This is a genomic window from Promicromonospora sp. MS192, from assembly GCF_049532985.1.
In the GTDB taxonomy this organism is placed as follows: Bacteria; Actinomycetota; Actinomycetes; order Actinomycetales; family Cellulomonadaceae; genus Promicromonospora.
In genome coordinates, this window is record NZ_CP186693.1 from 5,765,331 (window position 1) to 5,784,470 (window position 19,140).

Consider the following 19,140-nt stretch of genomic DNA (forward strand, 5'->3'; position numbering starts at 1 on the left):
CCTGCCGCCGGTCGTGCGGTGACTGCTGTGATCCCGGTGCGACATCTTCGTACCCCCGTGTGCCACTGTGCCTCAGGGGACCGGGTCCGGCATCCGCGGGGACCATCCTCGGGTCGGTCCTTGGGTCCGTCCGCGCGGCCCATGAGGCGGCCGTCTTTCGCCATGCGGTGCCCGAGGGTGACTTCCGGCGCGGCCCCGCCCCCGCAGGGCTACTTTCGGTCCATGAGCGGCGACGGACGGACGTTCGGACGGTACGTGACCTCGGCTGCGCTGACCGCGGGCCTCGCCCTGGGCGGCCTCGTGCTCCCCGTGGTGCTACTCCCGGTCCAGGCGGCGAGCCCGGTCTCGCCCGAGATCGAGAGCGTGCGGCTCACCCGGGTCGACCCGGCGGCCCGGGCCGAGCCGAGCGCGGACGACCCGCCCGTCGGCCATGCGCACGACGAGTCCGGCGACGCCGCACCGCGCGCCACGGAGCGTTCCACGGGCACGGAGGCCACGCGCCCGGAAACAGCGGGCCCGGACGCCGCCGACCCCGCCCCGCCCGGCCACCTGGCCGCCCTCACCGCCCGCACGGCCACGCGCGACTTCCTCGTCGCCGGCGTCACGTGGGACGGCGCCACGGGCGAGACCGTGACCGACGTCGCCCTGCGCGTGCGGGAGGCCGGCCGGTGGAGCGCATGGCAGGAGCTCGGCGTCGAGGAGGCGCAGGTACCGGGGTCCCGTGCCGGCACGGAGCCGTTCGTCACGTCGGGGGCGGACGCCGTGCAGGCGCGGGCGGCGACGGTGAGCGGGCGTCCGCCGTCGGGCATGCGCGTGGACGTGATCGATCCCGGCAGCTCGCCCGCCGACCGGAACGTGGGCGCGGCGGCGGGGCCCGCGGCCTCGGCCGCCGCGGCCACGGGGTGGGAGCCCAAGCCGCCCGTGGTGTCGCGCAGGATGTGGGGCGCCGACGAGTCCCTCGGCTCGCCGTGGCCCGAGACGTCGGGCACGCTCAAGGCGATCTACGTGCACCACACGGCCGGGACCAACACGTACTCGTCCGACCAGTCGGCGGCGATCGTGCGGGGGATCCACGCCTACCACACGCGCTCGAACGGCTGGCCGGACATCGGCTACCAGTTCCTCGTGGACCGGTACGGACGCGTCTTCGAGGGGCGCCGCGAGGCGCAGCTGCACAACCCGATCGGCGCGCAGGCGGGTGGCTACAACACCGGGACCATCGGCGTCTCGGCCATGGGCAACTTCGTGACGGCGGAGCCGACGGCGGCGCTCGTGCGCGGCCTGGAGCGGGTGCTGGCCTGGAAGTCGTTCGAGTACGGGGTGCACCCCACCCAGACCACGCGGCTCCGCACGGGGCAGGGGACCAGCACGGCCAAGGCCGCGCCCGGCACGGTGGTGACGGTCCCGACGATCCTCGGGCACCGGCACACCAACCGGACGGCGTGCCCCGGTGACCGGCTGAACGCCAGGCTGCCCGCGCTGCGCTCGGCCGTGCACGACCGGGTGCTCGCGGAGTACCGGCGGCACGGCGCGGTGCGGCTGCCCGCGTCCCCGCGGCCGCACGCCGTGAGCTCGCTGCGCACGCCCGTGCAGTGGCGCCCCGAGACGGCGTTCGCCTGGGACGCCGTGCGCGGCGCCGTGCGGTACGAGGTGCTGCGCCGCAGCGGGCACTTCACGTCGACCCGGCCCTACGACCCGTACTGGTACGAGTTCGCCTCCACGACCCGCACGGCCACGACCGTGTACACGCCGCCGGGGGAGAACGCGGTCTACGGGGTCCGGGCCGTCATGGCGAACGGGCGGCGCAGCCCGGTGCGCGTCATCACCACCACGACGCGCGACGTCCTGCACGACGACTGGGACGTGTACGGGTGGCAGCGGATCAGCCGCTCCGGCTACTACAACGGGCACGCCTACCGGACCACGGCGGCGGGCCAGGACATCAAGGTCTACGCCGCCCGGAACATCACCCGGGTACACGTCATGGCGCCCACGGGGCGCGGCTGGGGGCGGGTGGCCGTCTACGTCGGGGGCACGCGGTACGGCGTGCTCGACCTGTCCTCGGCGACGCACCGGGACCAGCGGGTGTTCCAGGTCGACCTCGGCGGAGCGCGGTCGGGCCGCGTCGTGCTCCGGTCGCTGGACAGCGGCAAGGAGGTCCGCGTGAGCGGGATCGGCGTCGTCCGGCCCTGAGACAGCCTGCGTGCCCGGCCTGCGTGCCCGGCCTGTGGTGGCAGGCCGGGCACGGGCGTCAGCCGCGGATCTTGCGGACGACCTTCTTGCGCAGCTGGGACCGGCGGGTCCGCTCGTCGACCCAGCTCATGGCCGGGTGGCGCAGCGCCGTGCGCGCCGTGTCCAGGGTCGCCTTGACCATCGGGTTCTGCCGGGGCGCGCCCGGCAGGCCGAGCATGGTCAGCCGCTGGTTCGCGATGTAGCGGGCCCGGTCGTGCGGGTTCGCCTGGCTGAGCCACGCCACGGCGGCAGCACGTCGGTCCGAGAGCGACTTCGGCTGCATGCAGTACGACACCGTGTCCAGGAGCTGCTGCAGCTTCTCGGGCGAGTCGAACGCCCCGTCCGTGCGGTGCAGGGCGTCGACGACGGTCACCGGGATGCGGTTGCTGTTCTCGTAGGGCTTGAGGCGCTTCAGCAGCTCCCCGGTGTCCACCGCGACGGAGCGCACCCCGAAGATCGACCGCGCGGTGACGAGCGCCGTCGAGAAGCAGCCCACGATGGCGGTGACGTCGGACGAGGCCAGCATGACCTCGACCGGCAGCGGGTCGGTGACCACCTCGAGCGTCACGCCCGCGTCCTTCGCGGCCCGCTCGACGGGGGCGAGGAACCCGGGCGGCGCGGACGGGTGCGGCTTGAACCGCACGACCTGCGCCCCGGCGTCGGCCGCCGCGCGGATCATGCGGGCGTGCATGTCCGCCTCTTCCTGCATCGTGACCAGGCTGAGCGCCGCGAGGTACTGGCCCACGACGATCGCGGCGGGCGGCTGGGCCTCGTCCGCGGTGGGGGCGGACTTGGCGGCGATCTCCTCGACGACCTTGCGGAACGCCTCGCTCGGGATGACGGTCGGCTGCACGCCGTACTCGCTCAGCAGGACCGGACGCAGGCCCGGGACCAGGTCGAGGTGCAGCAGGCCGTCGAGCCGCTGGACGATGTCGAGCGGCAGGTCGTTGCGCGTCGGTCCGTAGCTCATCAGGCCGTCGGCGTACACCGTGATGCCGCCGTTGTGGAAGATGCGGGCCAGCGACTGGGCGGGGTTCACCCACACTGACTCGGCGACGATGTCGACCTGCCCGTCACCGAGTCCCCAGTAGTTCCGCAGCAGCCGCTCCAGCAGCGGACGCTCGCGCGGCCCCGGCTTCCAGTCGGCCGGGTGGATGGGCGCGATCAGGTCCGTCAGGTGTACCACGCGGTCGAACCGGGCGAGCACCGGGGCGGAGCCCTCGATCTCGTCGGCGGCAGGCGTGAGCTCCGGGGCGAACGCGTTGTTCACCACGAGCAGCACGCGCTCGCCGTCGGGCTCCCCGAGGAGGCCCGCGTCGGCGGCGGCGGCCGCGGTGGCGGCGCCGAACAGCGTCGAGGCGACGACCAGCTGGGTCATGACTGCACCTCCTGCTGTGCCTTGAGCGTCTTGTCGTGGGGGAGGTCGGCGGGCAGGAGCCCGTGCAGCAGCCGTTCGCGCTTGCGCGACATCTGGCTGGCCTCCTGGGCGAGCACGTCCTGCCGCAGGCCGGCGAACAGGTCGCGGGCTCCGCGCCGCAGGTCCCGGCGCACGTCGTGCGACATGTTGGCGCGGCGGCTCATGTGGTGCGCGATCAGCGCCAGCGCCGTCCGGGTCAGCTTGGGCAGGAACTTCTCGGCCTCGCGGTCCGCCTCGACGATGTCGAACGTCTGGCGCAGCGCGGGCATGATGTCGAGCTGCCGGCGGTCGAACGTCGCGGTGAGCGACGTCGACACGGTGCGGCGGTAGCAGAGGGTCGGCGCGTCGATGGTGGCGTACGCCCGGGAGCGGAGGAACAGGTCCCAGATCCAGGGCCGGTCCTCGGCCGTGTGCAGGCCCTCGGGGAACGTGAGCAGGCCGTCCTTGCTGATCGACCGGTCGAAGATGCCGGCCCAGCTGTACGGGTAGTCGACCATGGTCGAGTAGTTGACCGGGAGGATCGAGTCCCGCGGGTCCAGGACGATGCCGCGCCGCGCCTGCGGGGCCCACGTCACGTCCCGGCGGCGGGCGCGGACCGCCGTGTGGTCGGTCCGGATGAAGTCGACCTTGAGCGTGTCCATCGCGTCCATGAGGTGCGCGAGGCGTCGCGGGGCCAGCCAGTCGTCGGCGTCCGCGAACGCGACGTACGGGGCCGACGTCGCGGCGATGCCCTGGTTGCGCGCGCTCGCCGCACCGACCGGGACCTTGTTCTCGACGACCTCCAGGTTGGGGAGGCGGTCCGAGAAGGACCGCGCGATCGCCGCGGTGTCGTCGGTCGACCCGTCGCTGATGACGACGACCTCCAGCTCGCGGGGATCGTCCACCTGCTTCGTCAGGCTGGTCATCAGGTCGCCGATGTACTCACCTGCGTCCTTGCCGGGCACGATGACGGACACGCGTGGCCGCGTGGTGATGCTCATATAACCGGTTCCCTCGGTCGGGGTGAATCGGGCTGAGGCGCGCGCGGACATCGTCCGGCCAGCGCCGTCCGGCAGTCATTCAAGCACACGGAACGGCGCCGATCCTGGCAAAGCGGGCCGCCCGCCCGGAACCTCGCCCAGCACCCGCAGGATCTTCACCCGCCTTGCCGCCACCGGCGCCATGACGCGTCAGGAACCCGCGACGGGCGCGAGCACCCGCGCGAAGTCCGGTGCGAGGGTCGGCCCGTAGACGTCGGAGATGTGGTTGAGGTCGGCGTACACGCTCACGCCGCCGAGGACGGCGGGGCACGTGGTCTCGTCGCAGAACCGGTCGGTGAGGTCGACGACGGTCACGTCGGCGGCGGCCGCCTCGGCCGCCTCCTCGGTGAGACCGCGGCCCGCGAAGGCCTCGGCCCGCGGCACCGCACAGGCCCCCGGGTCGGAGTAGTGGCTCCCGACGCAGGCGAAGACGTCCTCGCGGGGCAGCGGCGTGTCCTTCATCGCGAACACGCGCGCACCGGTGCCGGCCAGGGCGTCGTACGCGGCGGCCAGGCCGGTCCGCCCGTGCCGGCCCTCGCCGTCGGCCTGGAACTCGGAGCCCTCGTAGTAGGCCGAGACGACGGCGTCCGGCTGGAGCCGGGTGATCTTCTCCAGCGTGCGCTCGTTGGCCGCGACGCAGTCGTCGGCGCCCGGGATGGTCCGCGGCGTGAACGAGAAGGGGCAGGAGTTGCGCAGGAACGTCACGACCTTCCAGCCGTTCGTCTCGGCGGCCTGGATGATCGGCTGGGCGAACATGCGCGCGTGGGAGTCGCCCACCACCGCGATCACGGTCTGGCTGTCCGGGTGGCCGTACTCGCACATGGCCGTGTCGTCCTCGGGCCGGTCCTGGTCGCAGTCCTTGCTGTCGACGAGCCACAGGGGCTTGTCCGCGGCGCCGGGGTTGGGCAGGATCGCCGGCTGGTCCGTGATGAACGGCGCGTAGCTGCCGTCGCGGGTGGCGCCGGCGCCGAACCTGTCGTTCCCGGCCGCCCGGGCCTGCTCGACGGCGGCAGCGCCCTGGTCCCACTCCTGCTCCTGGGTGGCGGGCTTGATCCAGAACACCGAGGCGCTCCCGGCCACCAGCAGCATCGCGACCAGCGCCGCCACGAGGGCCCGCGCATCGCTCTTCCGGGCCCACGCCGCCTTGCGGAACGGCTGCTCGACCCAGTTGTAGGACGCCCAGGACAGCGCGAACATCACGGCCAGGAGGGCGATCACCTCGAACTTGTTCGCGTGCCGCCCGGCCCACGCGACGAAGTAGATGGCGACGGGGAAGTGCCACAGGTACAGCGAGTAGGAGACGTTGCCGACCCACTGGACGGGTCGCAGGTCCACGAGCCAGCTGAGCGACCCCACGCCGCTCGTGCGGCCGGCGGCGATCACGGCGGCGGTGCCGAGCACCGGCAGCAGCGCGTTGGCCCCCGGGAAGGGGGACGCCGCGGTCAGGGCGAAGGCGCTCCAGGCGATCGCGCCGAGGCCCGCGAGGGCGAGCAGCGCGCGGGGCAGCCGCAGGCGGTCGGTGTAGCGCAGCAGGACGGCGAGCACGCCGCCCACACCCAGCTCCCAGAGCCGGGTGGTGGTCACGAAGTACGCGGACGGGTCACCCTGCCCGACCAGCACCACGCTCCACACGAACGACGGGATGATGACCAGGGCGAACGCGACCGTCAGGCAGGCGGCCAGCGGGGCGCTGCCCCGCCGTCGGGCGATGCGGGTCGCGGCCAGCGCGGCGAGCGTGACCACGAGGGGCCACAGCAGGTAGAACTGCTCCTCCACGGCGAGCGACCAGAAGTGCTGGAACGGCGTCGCGGCGTTCTCCGAGGCCGAGTAGTCGACCGAGTCGGCCGCGAGGATCCAGTTCTGCACGTAGAAGATCGAGCCGAGGGCCTGGCGCCCCAGGGTGCGCAGCTCGGCCAGCGGGAGCACGAACGGCGCGGTGACCACGACGGCGAGGATCGCGAGCAGGCTCGCGGGCAGGATGCGCCGGGCGCGGTTCGCCCAGAAGTGCCCCAGGCGCAGCCGGCCGGTGGCCCGCACCTCCTTGACCATGTGCCCGGTGATGAGGAAGCCCGAGATGACGAAGAACACGTCGACGCCGACGTAACCGCCCGGCATCAGGTCCGGACGCAGATGGTTCGCCACCACCAGGAGCACGGCGAGCGCGCGGAGCGCCTGCACCTCGGGAAGGAACGTACGGGTCGAGGAGGCGGCGGGGGGCGCGGGCGCGGGGAGCGGTGCAGGCCCGGGGCGTGTCTCGGTCGCGGTCGTGTTCACAGGGTTCCTGATCGTGCGGGGCGGGCTTGCTCGGGTGAAAACTTGGGTGAAAGCCAGAGGATACAAGGACCGTCACCCACCGGGACGGCCGTGAGGGCTGGTGCACTACCCTGAGGTCAGCAGAGGGCCGGGACCGTGCCGGTCCCGGAACCCGCACTCCCGAGACTACGAGGAATCCGCTGCACATGTCAGTCAAGGCCGACCCGTCGGCGATCGTCATCATCCCCGCCCGGGGCGGCTCGCAGGGCGTCCCGCTGAAGAACCTCGCCCGGGTCGACGGCATCACGCTGGTCGGCCGCGCGGTCCAGGCGTCGCTGGCCGCGCCGTCGGTGGCGCAGGTCATCGTCTCGACCGACCACGAGGAGATCGCCGCCGAGGCCCGGTCGCACGGGGCGCGCGTCGTGGCGCGTCCCGCGGAGATCGCCGGCGGCACGGCGTCGTCGGAGTCGGCGCTGCTGCACGTGCTGGACCGGGTCGAGGCCGGTGACGGCGGCCTCCCGCCGCAGGAGATCCCGCCCGTGACGGTGCTGGTGCAGTGCACCTCGCCCTTCATCGACCCCGAGGACCTCGACACCGCGATCCGCCGCGTGGCCGGCGGCGAGAAGGACGTCGTGGTGGCCGTCGCGGAGACGCACGACTTCCAGTGGCGCATCGACGACGGCGTCGCGAGCCCGGTGGGACACACCACGGACTACCGCCCCCGCCGGCAGGAGCGCGCGCCGCACTTCCGCGAGACCGGTGCCTTCTATGTGATGAGGACCGACGGGTTCCGTGCAGGAAGCACCCGCTTCTTCGGTGACGTCGGCATCCAGCCGGTCGCCTCGGAGTGGGCCATCGAGATCGACGAGCCGCGCGACCTCTGGCTCGCCCGCCAGCTCGTCGACCAGGACGTCGACGCCGCGCCCGGCCCGCTGGACGTCGACGCGCTCGTCACCGACTTCGACGGCGTGCACACGGACGACCACGCCTACGTGGACCAGGACGGCACCGAGCAGGTGCGCGTGAGCCGCGGCGACGGCATGGGCGTGTCCCGCCTGCGCCGCACGGGCCTGCCGATCCTGATCCTGTCGACCGAGACCAACAAGGTGGTCGCGTCCCGCGCCGACAAGCTCAAGGTGCAGGTCATGCACGGTGTGGAGGACAAGGCGTCCGCCCTGCGTGCCTGGATCGCCGAGCAGAACCTGGACCCCGCACGCGTCGCCTACGTCGGCAACGACGTGAACGACCTGGCCGCCATGGCCGTCGTCGGCTGGCCGGTCGCGGTCGCCGACGCCCGCCCGGAAGTGAAGGCTCAGGCCCGCCTCGTGCTGTCGCGCGAGGGCGGGAACGGCGCGGTTCGCGAGATCTGTGACCGTATACTCGCTGCGCGTCCGGGTGAAGTCGCCGCGAGTTCGGCAGCCGCCCAGACCCCCGTCGTCACCGGTTAGTCCCGACGACACGTAACAGCACTACCCTGTGCTCGACCCCTTCGGAAGGACCCTGTTATGAGCGCGACGAACGCGCAGCCCGCGCCGGTCACGATCGGCGACCTGCAGGTCGGCGCCGACCAGCCCGTGTACGTGATCGGTGAGATCGGCATCAACCACAACGGTGACGTCGAGATCGCCAAGAAGCTGATCGACGTCGCGGTCGAGGCCGGATGCCAGGCCGTGAAGTTCCAGAAGCGCACGCCGGAGATCAGCACGCCGAAGGACCAGCGCGACAAGATCCGTCAGACGCCCTGGGGCGAGATGACGTACCTCGAGTACAAGTACAAGGTCGAGTTCGAGGAGCCGGAGTACACGGAGATCGACGCGTACGCCAAGGAGAAGGGCATCCAGTGGTTCGCCTCTCCGTGGGACGCCCCGTCGGTCGAGTTCCTCGAGAAGATGAACGTGCCGACCCACAAGGTCGCCTCGGCCTCGGTGACGGACCACGAGATGCTGCGCGCGCTGGCCGACACCGGTAAGCCGATCATCCTGTCGACCGGCATGTCGACGCTGGAGCAGATCGACGCCGCCGTGGAGATCCTGGACACGAGCAAGCTCGTGATCCTGCACGCCACGTCGACCTACCCGCTTCCCCCCGAGGAGGCGAACCTGCGCACCATCACGACGCTGCAGGAGCGCTACGGCGTGCCCGTCGGCTACTCGGGCCACGAGACCGGCCTGCAGATCTCGCTCGCGGCCGTGGCGCTGGGTGCCGTCGCCGTGGAGCGGCACATCACGCTGGACCGTGCCATGTGGGGTTCGGACCACGCCTCCTCGCTCGAGCCCAAGGGGCTGGAGAACCTGGTGCGCGACATCCGCATCCTCGAGAAGGCCCTCGGTGACGGCCAGAAGCGCGTCATGCCGGGCGAGTTCTCGCCGATGTCGCGTCTGCGCCGCGTCGACGCCTGAGCGTCGGCACCAGACAGCACCAGCTAGGAGAAGGCGGGCACCCCACGCCGGGTGCCCGCCTTCGCCGTACGGAGAGGAAAGCTGTGAGCGAGCGGGACGAGTCGTCCAACCTGCCGCGGGCGACCGTGGTCGCCGTCGTGCGTGACGAGGAGCCGTACCTCGAGTCGATGGTGCGTTCGGTCCTGGGCCAGGACTACCCCCATCCGCTGCACCTGGTGCTGGCGGTGGGCCCGTCGAAGGACCGGACCCGGGAGATCGCGGACAAGCTCGCGGTCGAGACCGGCCGGGTCACCGTCGTGGACAACCCGACCGGCTCCAAGCCGCTCGGCCTGAACGCCGGCCTGGCCCTCATGCCCGAGGGCCATACGATCTTCGTCCGCGTGGACGGCCACACCGTGGTGGAGCCCACGTACGTCCGCCGTGCGGTGGAGGCCCTCCTGGCGTCGGGCGCCGACGGCGTGGGCGGGCAGATGCTGCCCGTCGGCGACACCCCCACGCAACGGGCCGTGGCCCGGGCGATGAGCCACCCGGCGGGCCTGGGCGCGGCGTCGTTCCACACGGGCGGCGAGGCTGGGCCGGCCGAGACCGTGTACCTGGGCACCTTCCGCCGCGAGGCGCTGGAGCGGGTGGGCGGGTACTCGCCGATCTACGTGCGCGCACAGGACTGGGAGCTGTGCCTGCGCCTGCGCACCAGCGGCAGCCTGCTGTGGTTCGACCCGTCGCTGGTGGTCGACTACAAGCCGCGGCGCACCCTGCGGGAGGTCGCCAAGCAGTTCTGGCGCACCGGCATGTGGCGCCGCGAGGTGATCCGCAACAACCCCGACACGGCCAGCATCCGCTACCTCGCGCCCCCGACGGTGGTCGTGGTGCTCGGCGTCTCCGTCGCGGCCGCCGTCGTCGGCGCGTTCGCGGGCCTGACCGGGCTGGTCGTCGCCGGCCTGGTGCCGCCCGTCGCGTACGCGCTGGGCGTCTGCGTGGCGTCGGCGCACGCCGCGACCCGCAGCCCGCGCCTGGACGCGGCCGCGGCGCTGCGCCTGCCCGCGACCATCGCCGTCATGCACATGGCGTGGGGCGCGGGGTTCCTGCGCGGCCTGACCGAGCGGGTCCGGGTCGACGACGGCTCCTGAGCCCCGCCGTCGGGCGCAGTCCTGCGGTCAGACGTGAGCCCCGCTGTCGGACGACAGCGGGGCTCCGGGCATCTCGGCGCAGGGCGCCTCAGCTGGTGCCCGTGACCTTGTCCAGGGCGCGCTTGACCGGTCGGCCCGTCGCGAGGATCGCTCCGTAGACCGACGGCGGCAGCACCGACTGCGCCACGACCTTGGCGTGGCGGCGGGCGGACCACGGCTCGACGTCCGGCAGCGGGGTCAGCTCGCCCGCGGCGCGCAGCCGGGCGAGCTCGGCGATCGCGTCCGGCAGCTCGGACTCGGCCGCGTGGAGGTAGTTCTCGTCCAGCCAGCCGGCGTCGGGGACCGGGCCGCCCTCGTGGAAGGCCTTGCCCACGTCCGCGAGCGAGATCATGCAGCCGCTGCCGGCGAACGGTTCGTTGAGCAGCGTGGCGTCCACGCCGAAGTCGTCGACGAGCGCGGTCGGCAGGTGCAGGGCCAGCGACTCCAGGGCCGCCGTCGAGCTCACGGTCACCAGCGCCGTGCCGGGCTGCAGCCACTCGGCCATCGGGCCGTCCACGAACCGCACCGCGTCGCTGCGGTGGCCCAGGCGCTCGTGCTCGGCGTCCCAGAGCTCGTCGTAGGGGTGCGCCTCGTTGTGCGTCTGCCGCTCACCCTTGCGGGCGCGCAGCTTCACGATCACCTCGAAGCCCTCGTTCGTCAGGTGCGCGAGGCCGTCGAGCAGCCGGACGCGGTCGTCCCGGTCGTTCGGCACCTTCGCCTGCGCGGCGAACACGACGCGCTCGGTGGGCCGGGAGGGGATGGCCGTGAGCCGCTCCAGGAACGGCAGGTGCCCCAGGACGACGCGCGGAGCGGCGTCGTGCGCGGCGAACGCGTCGCGGTAGGCGGCGATCTCACGGCGGCTGTGCACGACGAACGCGTCGCACCAGCGCCGCCAGGCAGTCCCGCGCGGAGTCGCGGGCAGCGCCATCCCCGGCAGGCCGGTGACGAGAGCAGGCCGGTTCGCCGGGTCCGCCCGGACCACGATCCGCGCCACCATCTCGGCGACGGGGCCGGTGGCGGCGACCAGCACGACGTCGGGCCGGGCCTCGCGGACGTGCTCCTTGAGCTCGCGCAGGCTCAGCACCGGGGGCCGCACCACGGACGACCCGGCCACGGCGGCCGCGATCTGGTTCGTGGTGGGGACGATCGGGGTGCGGACCAGGACCGCCGAGCGGGCCAGCCCCTCGTCCTCGGGCGCGCCGATGCGATCGAGCGTGGCGCAGGCCCACTTGAGGTACGAGTCGCTGTCCGCGACGGCGAGCACGCGGATGGTCATCCGTGGTCCTCCGGGTTGTTCTGGTCGATGAGGGGCGGGGTGGCGCCGGGGTGGGGCGTGCCGCCGGGCCGGTGGAGCGCGGCCGCGTCGGCGGCGAGGCGGAGCACGCCCGAGAGGTGGGCGCGCAGGCCGGGCGTGGCGCGGGACGTCCACCAGCCGTCCTCGACGGGCTGCGGCGTCACCGCCACGCCGCGAGGGCTGAGGATCGAGGTGAGCAGCACCGCCGCCGTCGACGGCAGGCTGACGACCCGCTGGGGTGCCGTCATGCCGCGCAAGCGTAGCTCCACCGGCGCCTGCGCCGAGTCGAGCGTGACGCCCGGCAGAGCGCCGATGCGGTCCAGGAGGTCCGGCACCTGGCGCCGGTGCGGCAGGTAGCGCAGGGGACCGTCGGCCGCGAGGCCGCCGACCCAGGCGACATAGGCGTCGGGGTCGACCAGCCCGTCCGCGGCCAGCGCGGAGCCGATCACCACCGTGGGCTCGGCGGGGGCGTCGCCGACGGGCACGCCGGCGAGCCACGCGAAGTCGTTGCGCACGACGCCGAAACCCTGGGCCACGAGCTGTGCGCGGACCGCGGGGTCCAGGGGGAGCGAGGTGAACAGGGTGACCCGTCCCTCGGCGGCGAGCCGGCGCAGACGACGGGCGGCCGCGGCGCCGAGCTGCCGCCGGGGTCCGCCGGTCTCGGCCCGCATGCGCACCAGCGGCTCGCGGGCGGCGAGCCGGCGGGCCAGGTCGAGGGTGGCGAGACCGTCGTCGGCCAGCACCACGCGCTCCAGGCCGCGCCGCAGCAGCGCGGTGGCCTGGAACAGGCCCGAGAAGGCATCGCCCACCAGCCAGACGGGCTCGTGGGCGGACAGGGCGGCGCGGCGTCCGGCGAGGTCGGTCTCCAGCCCGTCCGGCAGCCCGAAACCGCGCACGGCCTCCAGGGCGACGTCCAGGGCGGGCACGTCGTCACGCACGTGGACCCGGGTCGGGGCGCCGCCGTATCCCGCGGCGTGGGCCTCGATGGTGCACAGCAGCTGGAGCGGCGACTCCACCAGTGCCCCGGCGGGCCGCGCCGGCCGGGCAGGCAGATCGGCCGGGACTGGGCGGGCGGTCAGCACGCCGTGCAGTCTCTCACGCGCTCGCGCGCGCGGCGCACGCCCGGTGCGGAGCGCGGACGCGCCCCGTCGGGGCCGTGCGGGGCACCCGGCGTGGAGCGCGCGTGGGGCCCGCGTGCGACACGCGTGGGGAAGGTGTGCGCGCGCCACGCGGCCCGGCCGAGGGCGAGCGCGGACGCGGGCCTCTCACCTGCGCGAAGACCGGCTGGAGACGAATCCGATGGATGCAGTAGGGTTTCGGTGCGGGCCGATAGCATCCCTGGTCCGACTAGGATTTGAGGTGGCCGTGCGCTCCCGGCCCCACCACAGAGACAGGAATCCCTGCGCATCGTGAGCAATCCGACTACCGATGTGGCTGCGCCCAAGGCGCCGCCCGCCAAGGGTGGCAAGAAGCAGCCCCCGCCGCCGATCGTGCCGAGCACGACATCGGCCGAGCGGCTCGCGCTCGCCGCGAAGTATGGTCTGAAGCCCCTGAACGTCCGCCCGTCGCTGGGCGAGTACATCCGGGACGTCGCGCGACGCTGGCCCTTCATCCGGGTCATGGCGTCGTCCACCGCCTACGCGAAGAACCAGAACAACTACCTGGGGCAGCTCTGGGCGGTCCTCAACCCGATCCTGAACGCCGCCGTGTACGTGCTGATCTTCGGCCTCATCCTCGGCGTGAGCCGCGGCGTGGACAACACCGTGGCGTACATCGTCATCGGCGTGTTCATGTTCCGGTTCGTCGAGGCCTCCGTCACCGGCGGCGCCAAGTCGATCAGCAGCAAGTCCCAGCTCCTGCGTTCCCTGCACTTCCCGCGCGCGGTGCTGCCCCTGTCGTCCGTGCTCTCGCAGCTCGCCACGCTGATCCCCGCGATCGTGGTGATGTGCGCGATCGTGCTGCTCAGCGGCCTGATCCCGGGGTACGAGCCGGAGCGGATCACGTGGTGGTGGCTCCTGCTGCCCGCGGCCGTGGCGCTGCTGTGCCTGTTCAACATGGGCGTCGCGTTCCTCATGGCGCGGCTCGTGGCCACGACGCCGGACCTCGACAACATCATCAGCTTCGTGATGCGCCTGGTGATGTACGCGTCCGGCGTGATCTTCCCGGTCACGAACTACGTGCACGACAAGCTCGACCTGGGCGGCTGGCGGCAGACCGCCGTCGAGCTGCTGTTCGACTACCAGCCCGTCTCCGTGTACCTGTACCTGGTGCGGTCCACGCTGATGAGCGAGGAGACCATCCCGCAGGACGGCACGATGTGGATCATGGGCGGCGTCTGGGCGGTGCTGTTCTTCGTCATCGGCTTCATCGTCTTCTGGCGCGCCGAGGAGAGGTACGGACGTGACTGAGGCCGAGGCACACATGGACTTCGACCTGGAGCTGGAGCCCGAGGACCTGGACGAGGAGGCGCCCGAGACGAAGCTCGGGGACCCGTGCCTCGTCGTCGACGACCTGCACATCGTCTACCGCGTGATCGGCGCCCGGGGCAAGAAGGCCGCCGGCGACGCCCACATCACCGAGGTGAACGAGAAGCAGTCGTTCCTGCGCCGCCTGATCAGCTCGGGCCGCCAGCACGTCGGCGCGGTGAGCGAGGTGCACGCGGTGCGCGGCATCTCCTTCACGGTGCGGCACGGTGAGTCGGTGGGCATCGTGGGCGTCAACGGCTCGGGCAAGAGCACCCTGCTGCGGGCCATCGCGGGGCTGATGCCCGCCAAGTCGGGCAGCGTGCACGTCTCGGGCGAGCCGTCGCTGCTCGGCGTGAACGCCGCGCTGATGCCGCAGCTGTCGGGCGAGCGGAACATCATGATCGGCGGCCTCGCGCTGGGCCTGACGCCCAAGCAGGTCGAGGAGCGGTTCGACGACGTCGTGGAGTTCGCCGGGATCGGCGACTTCGTGTACATGCCGATGCGCACGTACTCCTCCGGCATGGGCGCGCGCCTGCGGTTCGCCATCTCGTCGTCGGCCCAGCCCGACATCCTGATGATCGACGAGGCGCTCGCCACCGGCGACGCCGCGTTCAAGGCGAAGTCCAAGGCGCGCATCGAGCAGGTGCGGGAGAACGCGGGCACGGTCTTCCTGGTGAGCCACTCGATCTCGACCATCGAGGCGATGTGCAACCGGGTCCTGTGGATCCACCAGGGGCAGCTCGTCATGGACGGCCCCGCGCACGTCGTCGCGGAGGAGTACAAGGAGTTCGTCCGCGCCCAGCGTCCTGCGGGCAAGGGCCCGGGCAAGGGCCCGGGCCGCGGCTGACGCGACAGGCCCGACAGCGCGAGGGCCCGGTGACCGACTCGGTCACCGGGCCCTCGCGCGTTCCCGGGTCAGGCGTTCTCGACGGCCTGGACCCGCTCGACCGCGTCGATCAGGGCGTCGTGCTCCTTCTCGAACCGGGCCGTGTACTCCTCGTACAGGAGCTGGTCGACGGCGTTCGCCTCGCGCAGGCGGACGATGGACGCCGGCTCCTCGACCCGTTCCTTGGGCTGACCCGACTTGCCCTGGTGGCCCACGCGCTCCGCCACGGGGACACCCACGCTCGCGACGGCCGCGAGGTGGCTGGCCGCCAGGTGCTTCATGGTGCCGACGAGGTGGAACTGCTCGTCGAGGGTCTCCCGGCACAGGCGCTCGAGCCGGGCCTCGCCGAGGTCCGCCGTCGCCTCCAGCCAGTACATGTCCTCCTCGTCGGCGATCGGGCGGTACGCGCCCGGCCCGCGGTACTCGGCGGCGTACCGCGCGCGGATCTCCGGGTGCGTCGTGACGAGCTGGCGGGACAGCATGTTGGTCAGACCGTTCTCGACCGTGTAGGCGATGTGGTCGTCGAACGTCGGCGAGTTGTCGCGCGTGCCGATGATGTGCTCCGACGCCTGCCGCTTGAAGTACCCCGAGCGGATCTGGGACACCGGGTCGCGCAGCACCGTGAAGTAGGACAGCCGGCGGCCCGGCAGCGTGAAGCCGAACGGGTGGTGCTGGTGCACCATCTGGAACGGGGCCAGGTCCTGTGCGGAGTACTGGAGCGCACGCTCGACCTGGAGCTCGCCGAAGCGCCGGTTGATCTCGATCATCCGGGCCCAGGGGATGGTCCGCTTGAGCGAGACGATCATGCTGGTGCCGCCCGAGAACGGCAGGTGGAAGAAGACCGGCAGGACCTCCGGGTCGGCCGCGCGGCGCAGGGCGCGGAACTGGTCGGCCCGCGCGTCGGTGCCCCAGGCGCTGATGAACCGCTCGTCGAGGTCCGGGAACGCCGCCACGAGCTGCGTCATCCGGTCACGGGCCTCGTCCTCGCGGCCCAGCGCCCAGAGCGCGGTCGCCACGACCGGTTCGGCGAAGGCCGGCGGGCCGCCCGCCACGCGACGCCGGGGGAGGGCCGCGGCGTCCTCGAACCGGCCGGCCTCGGCGAGCATGACGGGGAGCCACGCGCCGGAGGCGGCGTCGCCGAACTCGTGCCAGAGGGTGGCCACGGCCCCGAGCGAGACGCCCGCCCAGTCGTGGGTGCGGTTGCGCACGGCCAGGCCGCGCACCTCCTCGATGGCCTCGGCCGTGGGCCGGGAGCCGCGCGCGTTCGACACGAGCAGGTCGGTGAGCCTGCTCTGCAGGTCGTCGATGCCGGTGCGGTGCGCGGTGACGGGCCCGAACTGGCCGCGGAACCGGGCGCCGATGCCCTTGCCCTCGCCGTAGCCGCGACGCCGGTCGGGCGTGCGCTTGTCATTCATCTGCTGGTTCCTCACATGCGTTGGTGCTGCTCCCGTGACGCGGTGCGCCACGGCGTCTCCTGGCCGGGTGGTTCGTTCCCGGGTCACACACCTCCCTGCGCGGTCGGCGCGTCCACGTCCTGCTCGCCGTCCTGCTCGCCGAGCCGGGCCGCGAGGGCCGCGCGGACCATCCGCACGGCCTCCTCGACGGGCACGTGGGAGGTGTCGATGACCACGTCGGCGTCCGTCGGCTCCTCGTACGGAGACGAGATCCCGGTGAACTCGGCGATCTCGCCGGCCCGAGCCCTGGCGTAGAAGCCCTTGCGGTCCCGCGCCTCGCACACCTCCAGGGGCGTGCTCACGTGCACGAGCAGGTAGTGCGCGCCCTCGCCCTCGGCCAGGGCGCGCACGCGTGCGCGGCCCGAGGCGAACGGGGCGATGGGCGCGGCGACGGCGATGCCGCCGTGCCCCGCCACGAGCGAGGCCACGTACCCGATGCGCTCCACGTTGAGCTCCCGGGACTCCCGGTCGAAGCCGAGCCCCTTGGAGAGGTGGTGGCGCACCGCGTCGCCGTCGAGCAGGGTGGTCCGCAGGCCGTCGTCGTCCAGCTCGGCGGCCAGCGCCCGGGCGACCGTGGACTTGCCCGAGCCCGACAGGCCCGTGAAGAAGACGACGGCGCCGCGCCGGTGCGCGCCGGCGGCGGCGCGGTTCACCTCGGCGGCCGACGCGGCGGGGTACAGCGCCCGCACCGCCTCGTCGTGCACACGGGGCAGGTCGGCCACGGCCCGGGCCGTGGCGGGCGAGCGGTGCGCGGCGAGCGTCTCGACGCGTCCGGCGCCGTACGCCGCGGCCACGTCGTCGAGCGTGATGCCGTCGGGCTTGTTCCCGCCCGGCCACGGCACGGCGACGGTGACCACGGGTGCACCGGAGCGCCGGGTCAGGTCGCCGGCCAGCCCCCCAGCGGCCCGGACCAGCCCCGGGGCACCGACGGCGCCCGGTTCCGGGGCCCGCCGCGCCACGGGCACGAGCAGCAGCACGGTGCCGGCGGAGGCCAGCGCGGCCGCCGTCGCCGCGTCCTCGTGGGTCGGGGCCTCGGTGACGAGCAGGCCGAGGGCGCCCGCGTCGCCGGCCTCCGTCCGCACGTCGCGGGCCGGACGCCGCACGGCGTCGTCCCACTGGGGTCCGATCGCTCCCGCCAGCGGCTTGAGCGGCTCCAGCACGACGGCGGAGCCCCCACCGGCCGTGAGCCGGGCCAGCGGGGTGTTCTCGGCGTCGGTCAGGAGCACCTCCGGCGGCGCGTCCGGCAGGGCGGCCGCGAGGGCCGCGGGCGGCAGCGCGCCGCCGAGGGCCAGCTCGAGGAGGTCCAGCTCGTCGTCGGTCAGGACGCGGGCGGGGGAGTCGGTCATCTGCGGGGTCTCGATTCTGCGGGGTCGGGGTCGTCGGCCGGGCGGGCGGCGGGCTCGTCCGTCATCTCGTCCGTCATCTCGTCCACCACCGAGTCTGCAGCGGGTGTCTGTGCGCCGCCGGAGAACCGGCGCTTGACCCAGAACCACACCAGGTTGCCGACGACCAGCGCGGCCCCGGCGGCGCCCAGCACCACCGGGAGGCTCGCGCCGAGGAGCTTGAGCGCCGAGGCGAGCAGCAGGATCGCGAGGGCGCGGCGGATGATGCCGCCCGGCGCCCGGGACGACACGTGGGCGCCGAACCAGGCACCCGGGATGGCGCCCACGAGGAGCGACGTGGTCAGGCCGAGCGAGAAGTCGCCGTACAGCAGGTGGCCGAGCGAGGCGGCGGCCACCAGGGGGACCGCCTGCACCAGGTCGGTGCCGACGAGCTGGGACGCCTTGAGCGCCGGGTACAGCAGCAGGAGCACCACGATGATGACCGACCCGGCACCCACCGACGTCATGCCCACCAGGAGGCCCGCCACGGCGCCGAGGATCGCGGTGGGGACCGGGCGGATCACCAGCTCGGGCGCCGACGGCCGGGTGGGACCCTCGCCGAGCGCCGAGCGGCTGCGGACCATCTGCAGCACGGCGCGCACGACGAGGCCGGCCGAGGCCAGGAGCAGCGCGCAGCCGAGCACGATCTTCAGCGCGGAGTCCAGGGAGTCGCCGAACGGCAGGTACTGGATGAGCAGCGCGCCCGAGAACGCCGCGGGCACCGAGCCCACGCACAGCCACAGCACGAGCCGGAGGTTGACGGTCTTGCGGCGCAGGTGCACGAACGCGCCCGCGGGCTTCATGAACAGGCTCGCGACGACGTCGCTGGAGACGGCCACGAGCGGGTCCACGCGGAACACGAAGATGAGCATCGGGGTCATCAGGGCCCCGCCGCCCATGCCGGTGAGGCCCACGATGAAGCCGACCACGAGGCCGCCGAGGATCAGAGCCGGGTCAATGGTCACGGGTGTCGCCCCTGCCTGTCGTGCTGCCGGGCACAATTCCGACTACTCCGGTCGGTTTTATGTCCCATGATGCTCGTAGGTTGCCGATCAGCACTGAACGGCTCCCCTGGCAGTGGATCGCATGCACGAATGGTAGCCTCGGCGCGTTCGCCGGGGTTCACCCGGCTGCCGCCCGGACGGGTCGGGCCACCCCTCCTGGGCCAGGGCG

General features: G+C 73.1%; 14 protein-coding genes. 6 read left to right on the forward strand and 8 right to left on the reverse strand.

The window, feature by feature from the left end; genetic code table 11:
• Positions 1–222: 222 nt before the first annotated feature.
• Positions 223–2,193, forward strand: a complete 1,971-nt coding sequence (locus tag ACO229_RS25810; RefSeq protein WP_423463199.1) for an N-acetylmuramoyl-L-alanine amidase — start codon at positions 223–225, stop codon at positions 2,191–2,193.
• Positions 2,194–2,251: 58 nt separating this feature from the next.
• On the opposite strand, the gene ACO229_RS25815 is transcribed toward ACO229_RS25810, so the two are convergent.
• The 3 genes from ACO229_RS25815 to ACO229_RS25825 all read right to left on the reverse strand — a co-directional run bounded on the left by ACO229_RS25815 (position 2,252) and on the right by ACO229_RS25825 (position 6,942).
• Entirely contained in the window at positions 2,252–3,610 is a 1,359-nt protein-coding gene (locus ACO229_RS25815; RefSeq protein WP_397418510.1) for a polysialyltransferase family glycosyltransferase, read from the reverse strand.
• Positions 3,607–4,629, reverse strand: coding sequence for a glycosyltransferase family 2 protein (locus tag ACO229_RS25820; protein ID WP_397418512.1), 1,023 nt, complete (start codon positions 4,627–4,629; stop codon positions 3,607–3,609). The genes ACO229_RS25815 and ACO229_RS25820 overlap by 4 nt, the downstream gene beginning before the upstream one ends.
• A 189-nt stretch (positions 4,630–4,818) precedes the next feature.
• Positions 4,819–6,942, reverse strand: coding sequence for an acyltransferase family protein (locus tag ACO229_RS25825; RefSeq protein WP_423463200.1), 2,124 nt, complete (start codon positions 6,940–6,942; stop codon positions 4,819–4,821).
• A gap of 185 nt (positions 6,943–7,127) precedes the next feature.
• Between ACO229_RS25825 and ACO229_RS25830 the strand changes: the two genes are divergently transcribed.
• From ACO229_RS25830 to ACO229_RS25840, 3 genes are all read left to right on the forward strand, one after another.
• On the forward strand, positions 7,128–8,369 hold the full coding sequence (locus tag ACO229_RS25830; RefSeq protein ID WP_397430684.1) for a cytidylyltransferase domain-containing protein: 1,242 nt from the start codon (positions 7,128–7,130) through the stop codon (positions 8,367–8,369).
• A 57-nt stretch (positions 8,370–8,426) separates the two neighbouring features.
• On the forward strand, positions 8,427–9,320 hold the full coding sequence (locus ACO229_RS25835) for an N-acetylneuraminate synthase family protein (protein ID WP_397418518.1): 894 nt from the start codon (positions 8,427–8,429) through the stop codon (positions 9,318–9,320).
• An 83-nt stretch (positions 9,321–9,403) separates the two neighbouring features.
• The gene (locus tag ACO229_RS25840; protein ID WP_397430682.1) at positions 9,404–10,447 is read left to right on the forward strand and encodes a glycosyltransferase family 2 protein; all 1,044 of its coding nucleotides are present in this window, start codon (positions 9,404–9,406) and stop codon (positions 10,445–10,447) included.
• 88 nt (positions 10,448–10,535) lie between these two features.
• Here the strand turns inward: ACO229_RS25840 and ACO229_RS25845 are convergent, their stop codons facing one another.
• Positions 10,536–11,762: a DUF6716 putative glycosyltransferase gene (locus ACO229_RS25845; protein ID WP_423463201.1), complete on the reverse strand. Its 1,227-nt coding sequence runs from the start codon at positions 11,760–11,762 to the stop codon at positions 10,536–10,538.
• Positions 11,759–12,862: a hypothetical protein gene (locus tag ACO229_RS25850; RefSeq protein WP_423463202.1), complete on the reverse strand. Its 1,104-nt coding sequence runs from the start codon at positions 12,860–12,862 to the stop codon at positions 11,759–11,761. The genes ACO229_RS25845 and ACO229_RS25850 overlap by 4 nt, the downstream gene beginning before the upstream one ends.
• A 327-nt stretch (positions 12,863–13,189) precedes the next feature.
• On the opposite strand from ACO229_RS25850, the gene ACO229_RS25855 reads away from it, so the two are divergent.
• Together ACO229_RS25855 and ACO229_RS25860 are read left to right on the forward strand one after the other, a co-directional pair.
• The gene (locus tag ACO229_RS25855; RefSeq protein ID WP_397430679.1) at positions 13,190–14,188 is read left to right on the forward strand and encodes an ABC transporter permease; all 999 of its coding nucleotides are present in this window, start codon (positions 13,190–13,192) and stop codon (positions 14,186–14,188) included.
• Complete coding sequence (locus tag ACO229_RS25860; protein WP_397430678.1) at positions 14,181–15,092, forward strand: ABC transporter ATP-binding protein; 912 nt, start codon at positions 14,181–14,183, stop codon at positions 15,090–15,092. Before ACO229_RS25855 ends, ACO229_RS25860 begins: the two co-directional genes overlap by 8 nt.
• Before the next feature lie 68 nt (positions 15,093–15,160).
• Here the strand turns inward: ACO229_RS25860 and ACO229_RS25865 are convergent, their stop codons facing one another.
• The 3 genes from ACO229_RS25865 to ACO229_RS25875 form a co-directional block, all read right to left on the reverse strand.
• Positions 15,161–16,546, reverse strand: a complete 1,386-nt coding sequence (locus ACO229_RS25865) for a hypothetical protein (protein ID WP_397430677.1) — start codon at positions 16,544–16,546, stop codon at positions 15,161–15,163.
• An 83-nt stretch (positions 16,547–16,629) separates the two neighbouring features.
• The gene (cysC, locus tag ACO229_RS25870) at positions 16,630–17,931 is read right to left on the reverse strand and encodes an adenylyl-sulfate kinase (RefSeq protein WP_423463203.1); all 1,302 of its coding nucleotides are present in this window, start codon (positions 17,929–17,931) and stop codon (positions 16,630–16,632) included.
• Entirely contained in the window at positions 17,928–18,932 is a 1,005-nt protein-coding gene (locus ACO229_RS25875; RefSeq protein ID WP_423463204.1) for a sulfite exporter TauE/SafE family protein, read from the reverse strand. Before ACO229_RS25875 ends, cysC begins: the two co-directional genes overlap by 4 nt.
• Between the last annotated feature and the right edge of the window lie 208 nt (positions 18,933–19,140).

Excerpts from the sequence above, each read along its gene's own strand:
- ACO229_RS25810 (WP_423463199.1), top strand. The coding sequence starts at position 223 with ATGAGCGGCGACGGACGGACGTTCGGACGGTACGTGACCTCGGCTGCG.
- ACO229_RS25815 (WP_397418510.1), bottom strand. The coding sequence starts at position 3,610 with ATGACCCAGCTGGTCGTCGCCTCGACGCTGTTCGGCGCCGCCACCGCG.
- ACO229_RS25820 (WP_397418512.1), bottom strand. The coding sequence starts at position 4,629 with ATGAGCATCACCACGCGGCCACGCGTGTCCGTCATCGTGCCCGGCAAG.
- ACO229_RS25830 (WP_397430684.1), top strand. The coding sequence starts at position 7,128 with ATGTCAGTCAAGGCCGACCCGTCGGCGATCGTCATCATCCCCGCCCGG.
- ACO229_RS25835 (WP_397418518.1), top strand. The coding sequence starts at position 8,427 with ATGAGCGCGACGAACGCGCAGCCCGCGCCGGTCACGATCGGCGACCTG.
- ACO229_RS25845 (WP_423463201.1), bottom strand. The coding sequence starts at position 11,762 with ATGACCATCCGCGTGCTCGCCGTCGCGGACAGCGACTCGTACCTCAAG.
- ACO229_RS25865 (WP_397430677.1), bottom strand. The coding sequence starts at position 16,546 with ATGAATGACAAGCGCACGCCCGACCGGCGTCGCGGCTACGGCGAGGGC.
- cysC (WP_423463203.1), bottom strand. The coding sequence starts at position 17,931 with ATGACCGACTCCCCCGCCCGCGTCCTGACCGACGACGAGCTGGACCTC.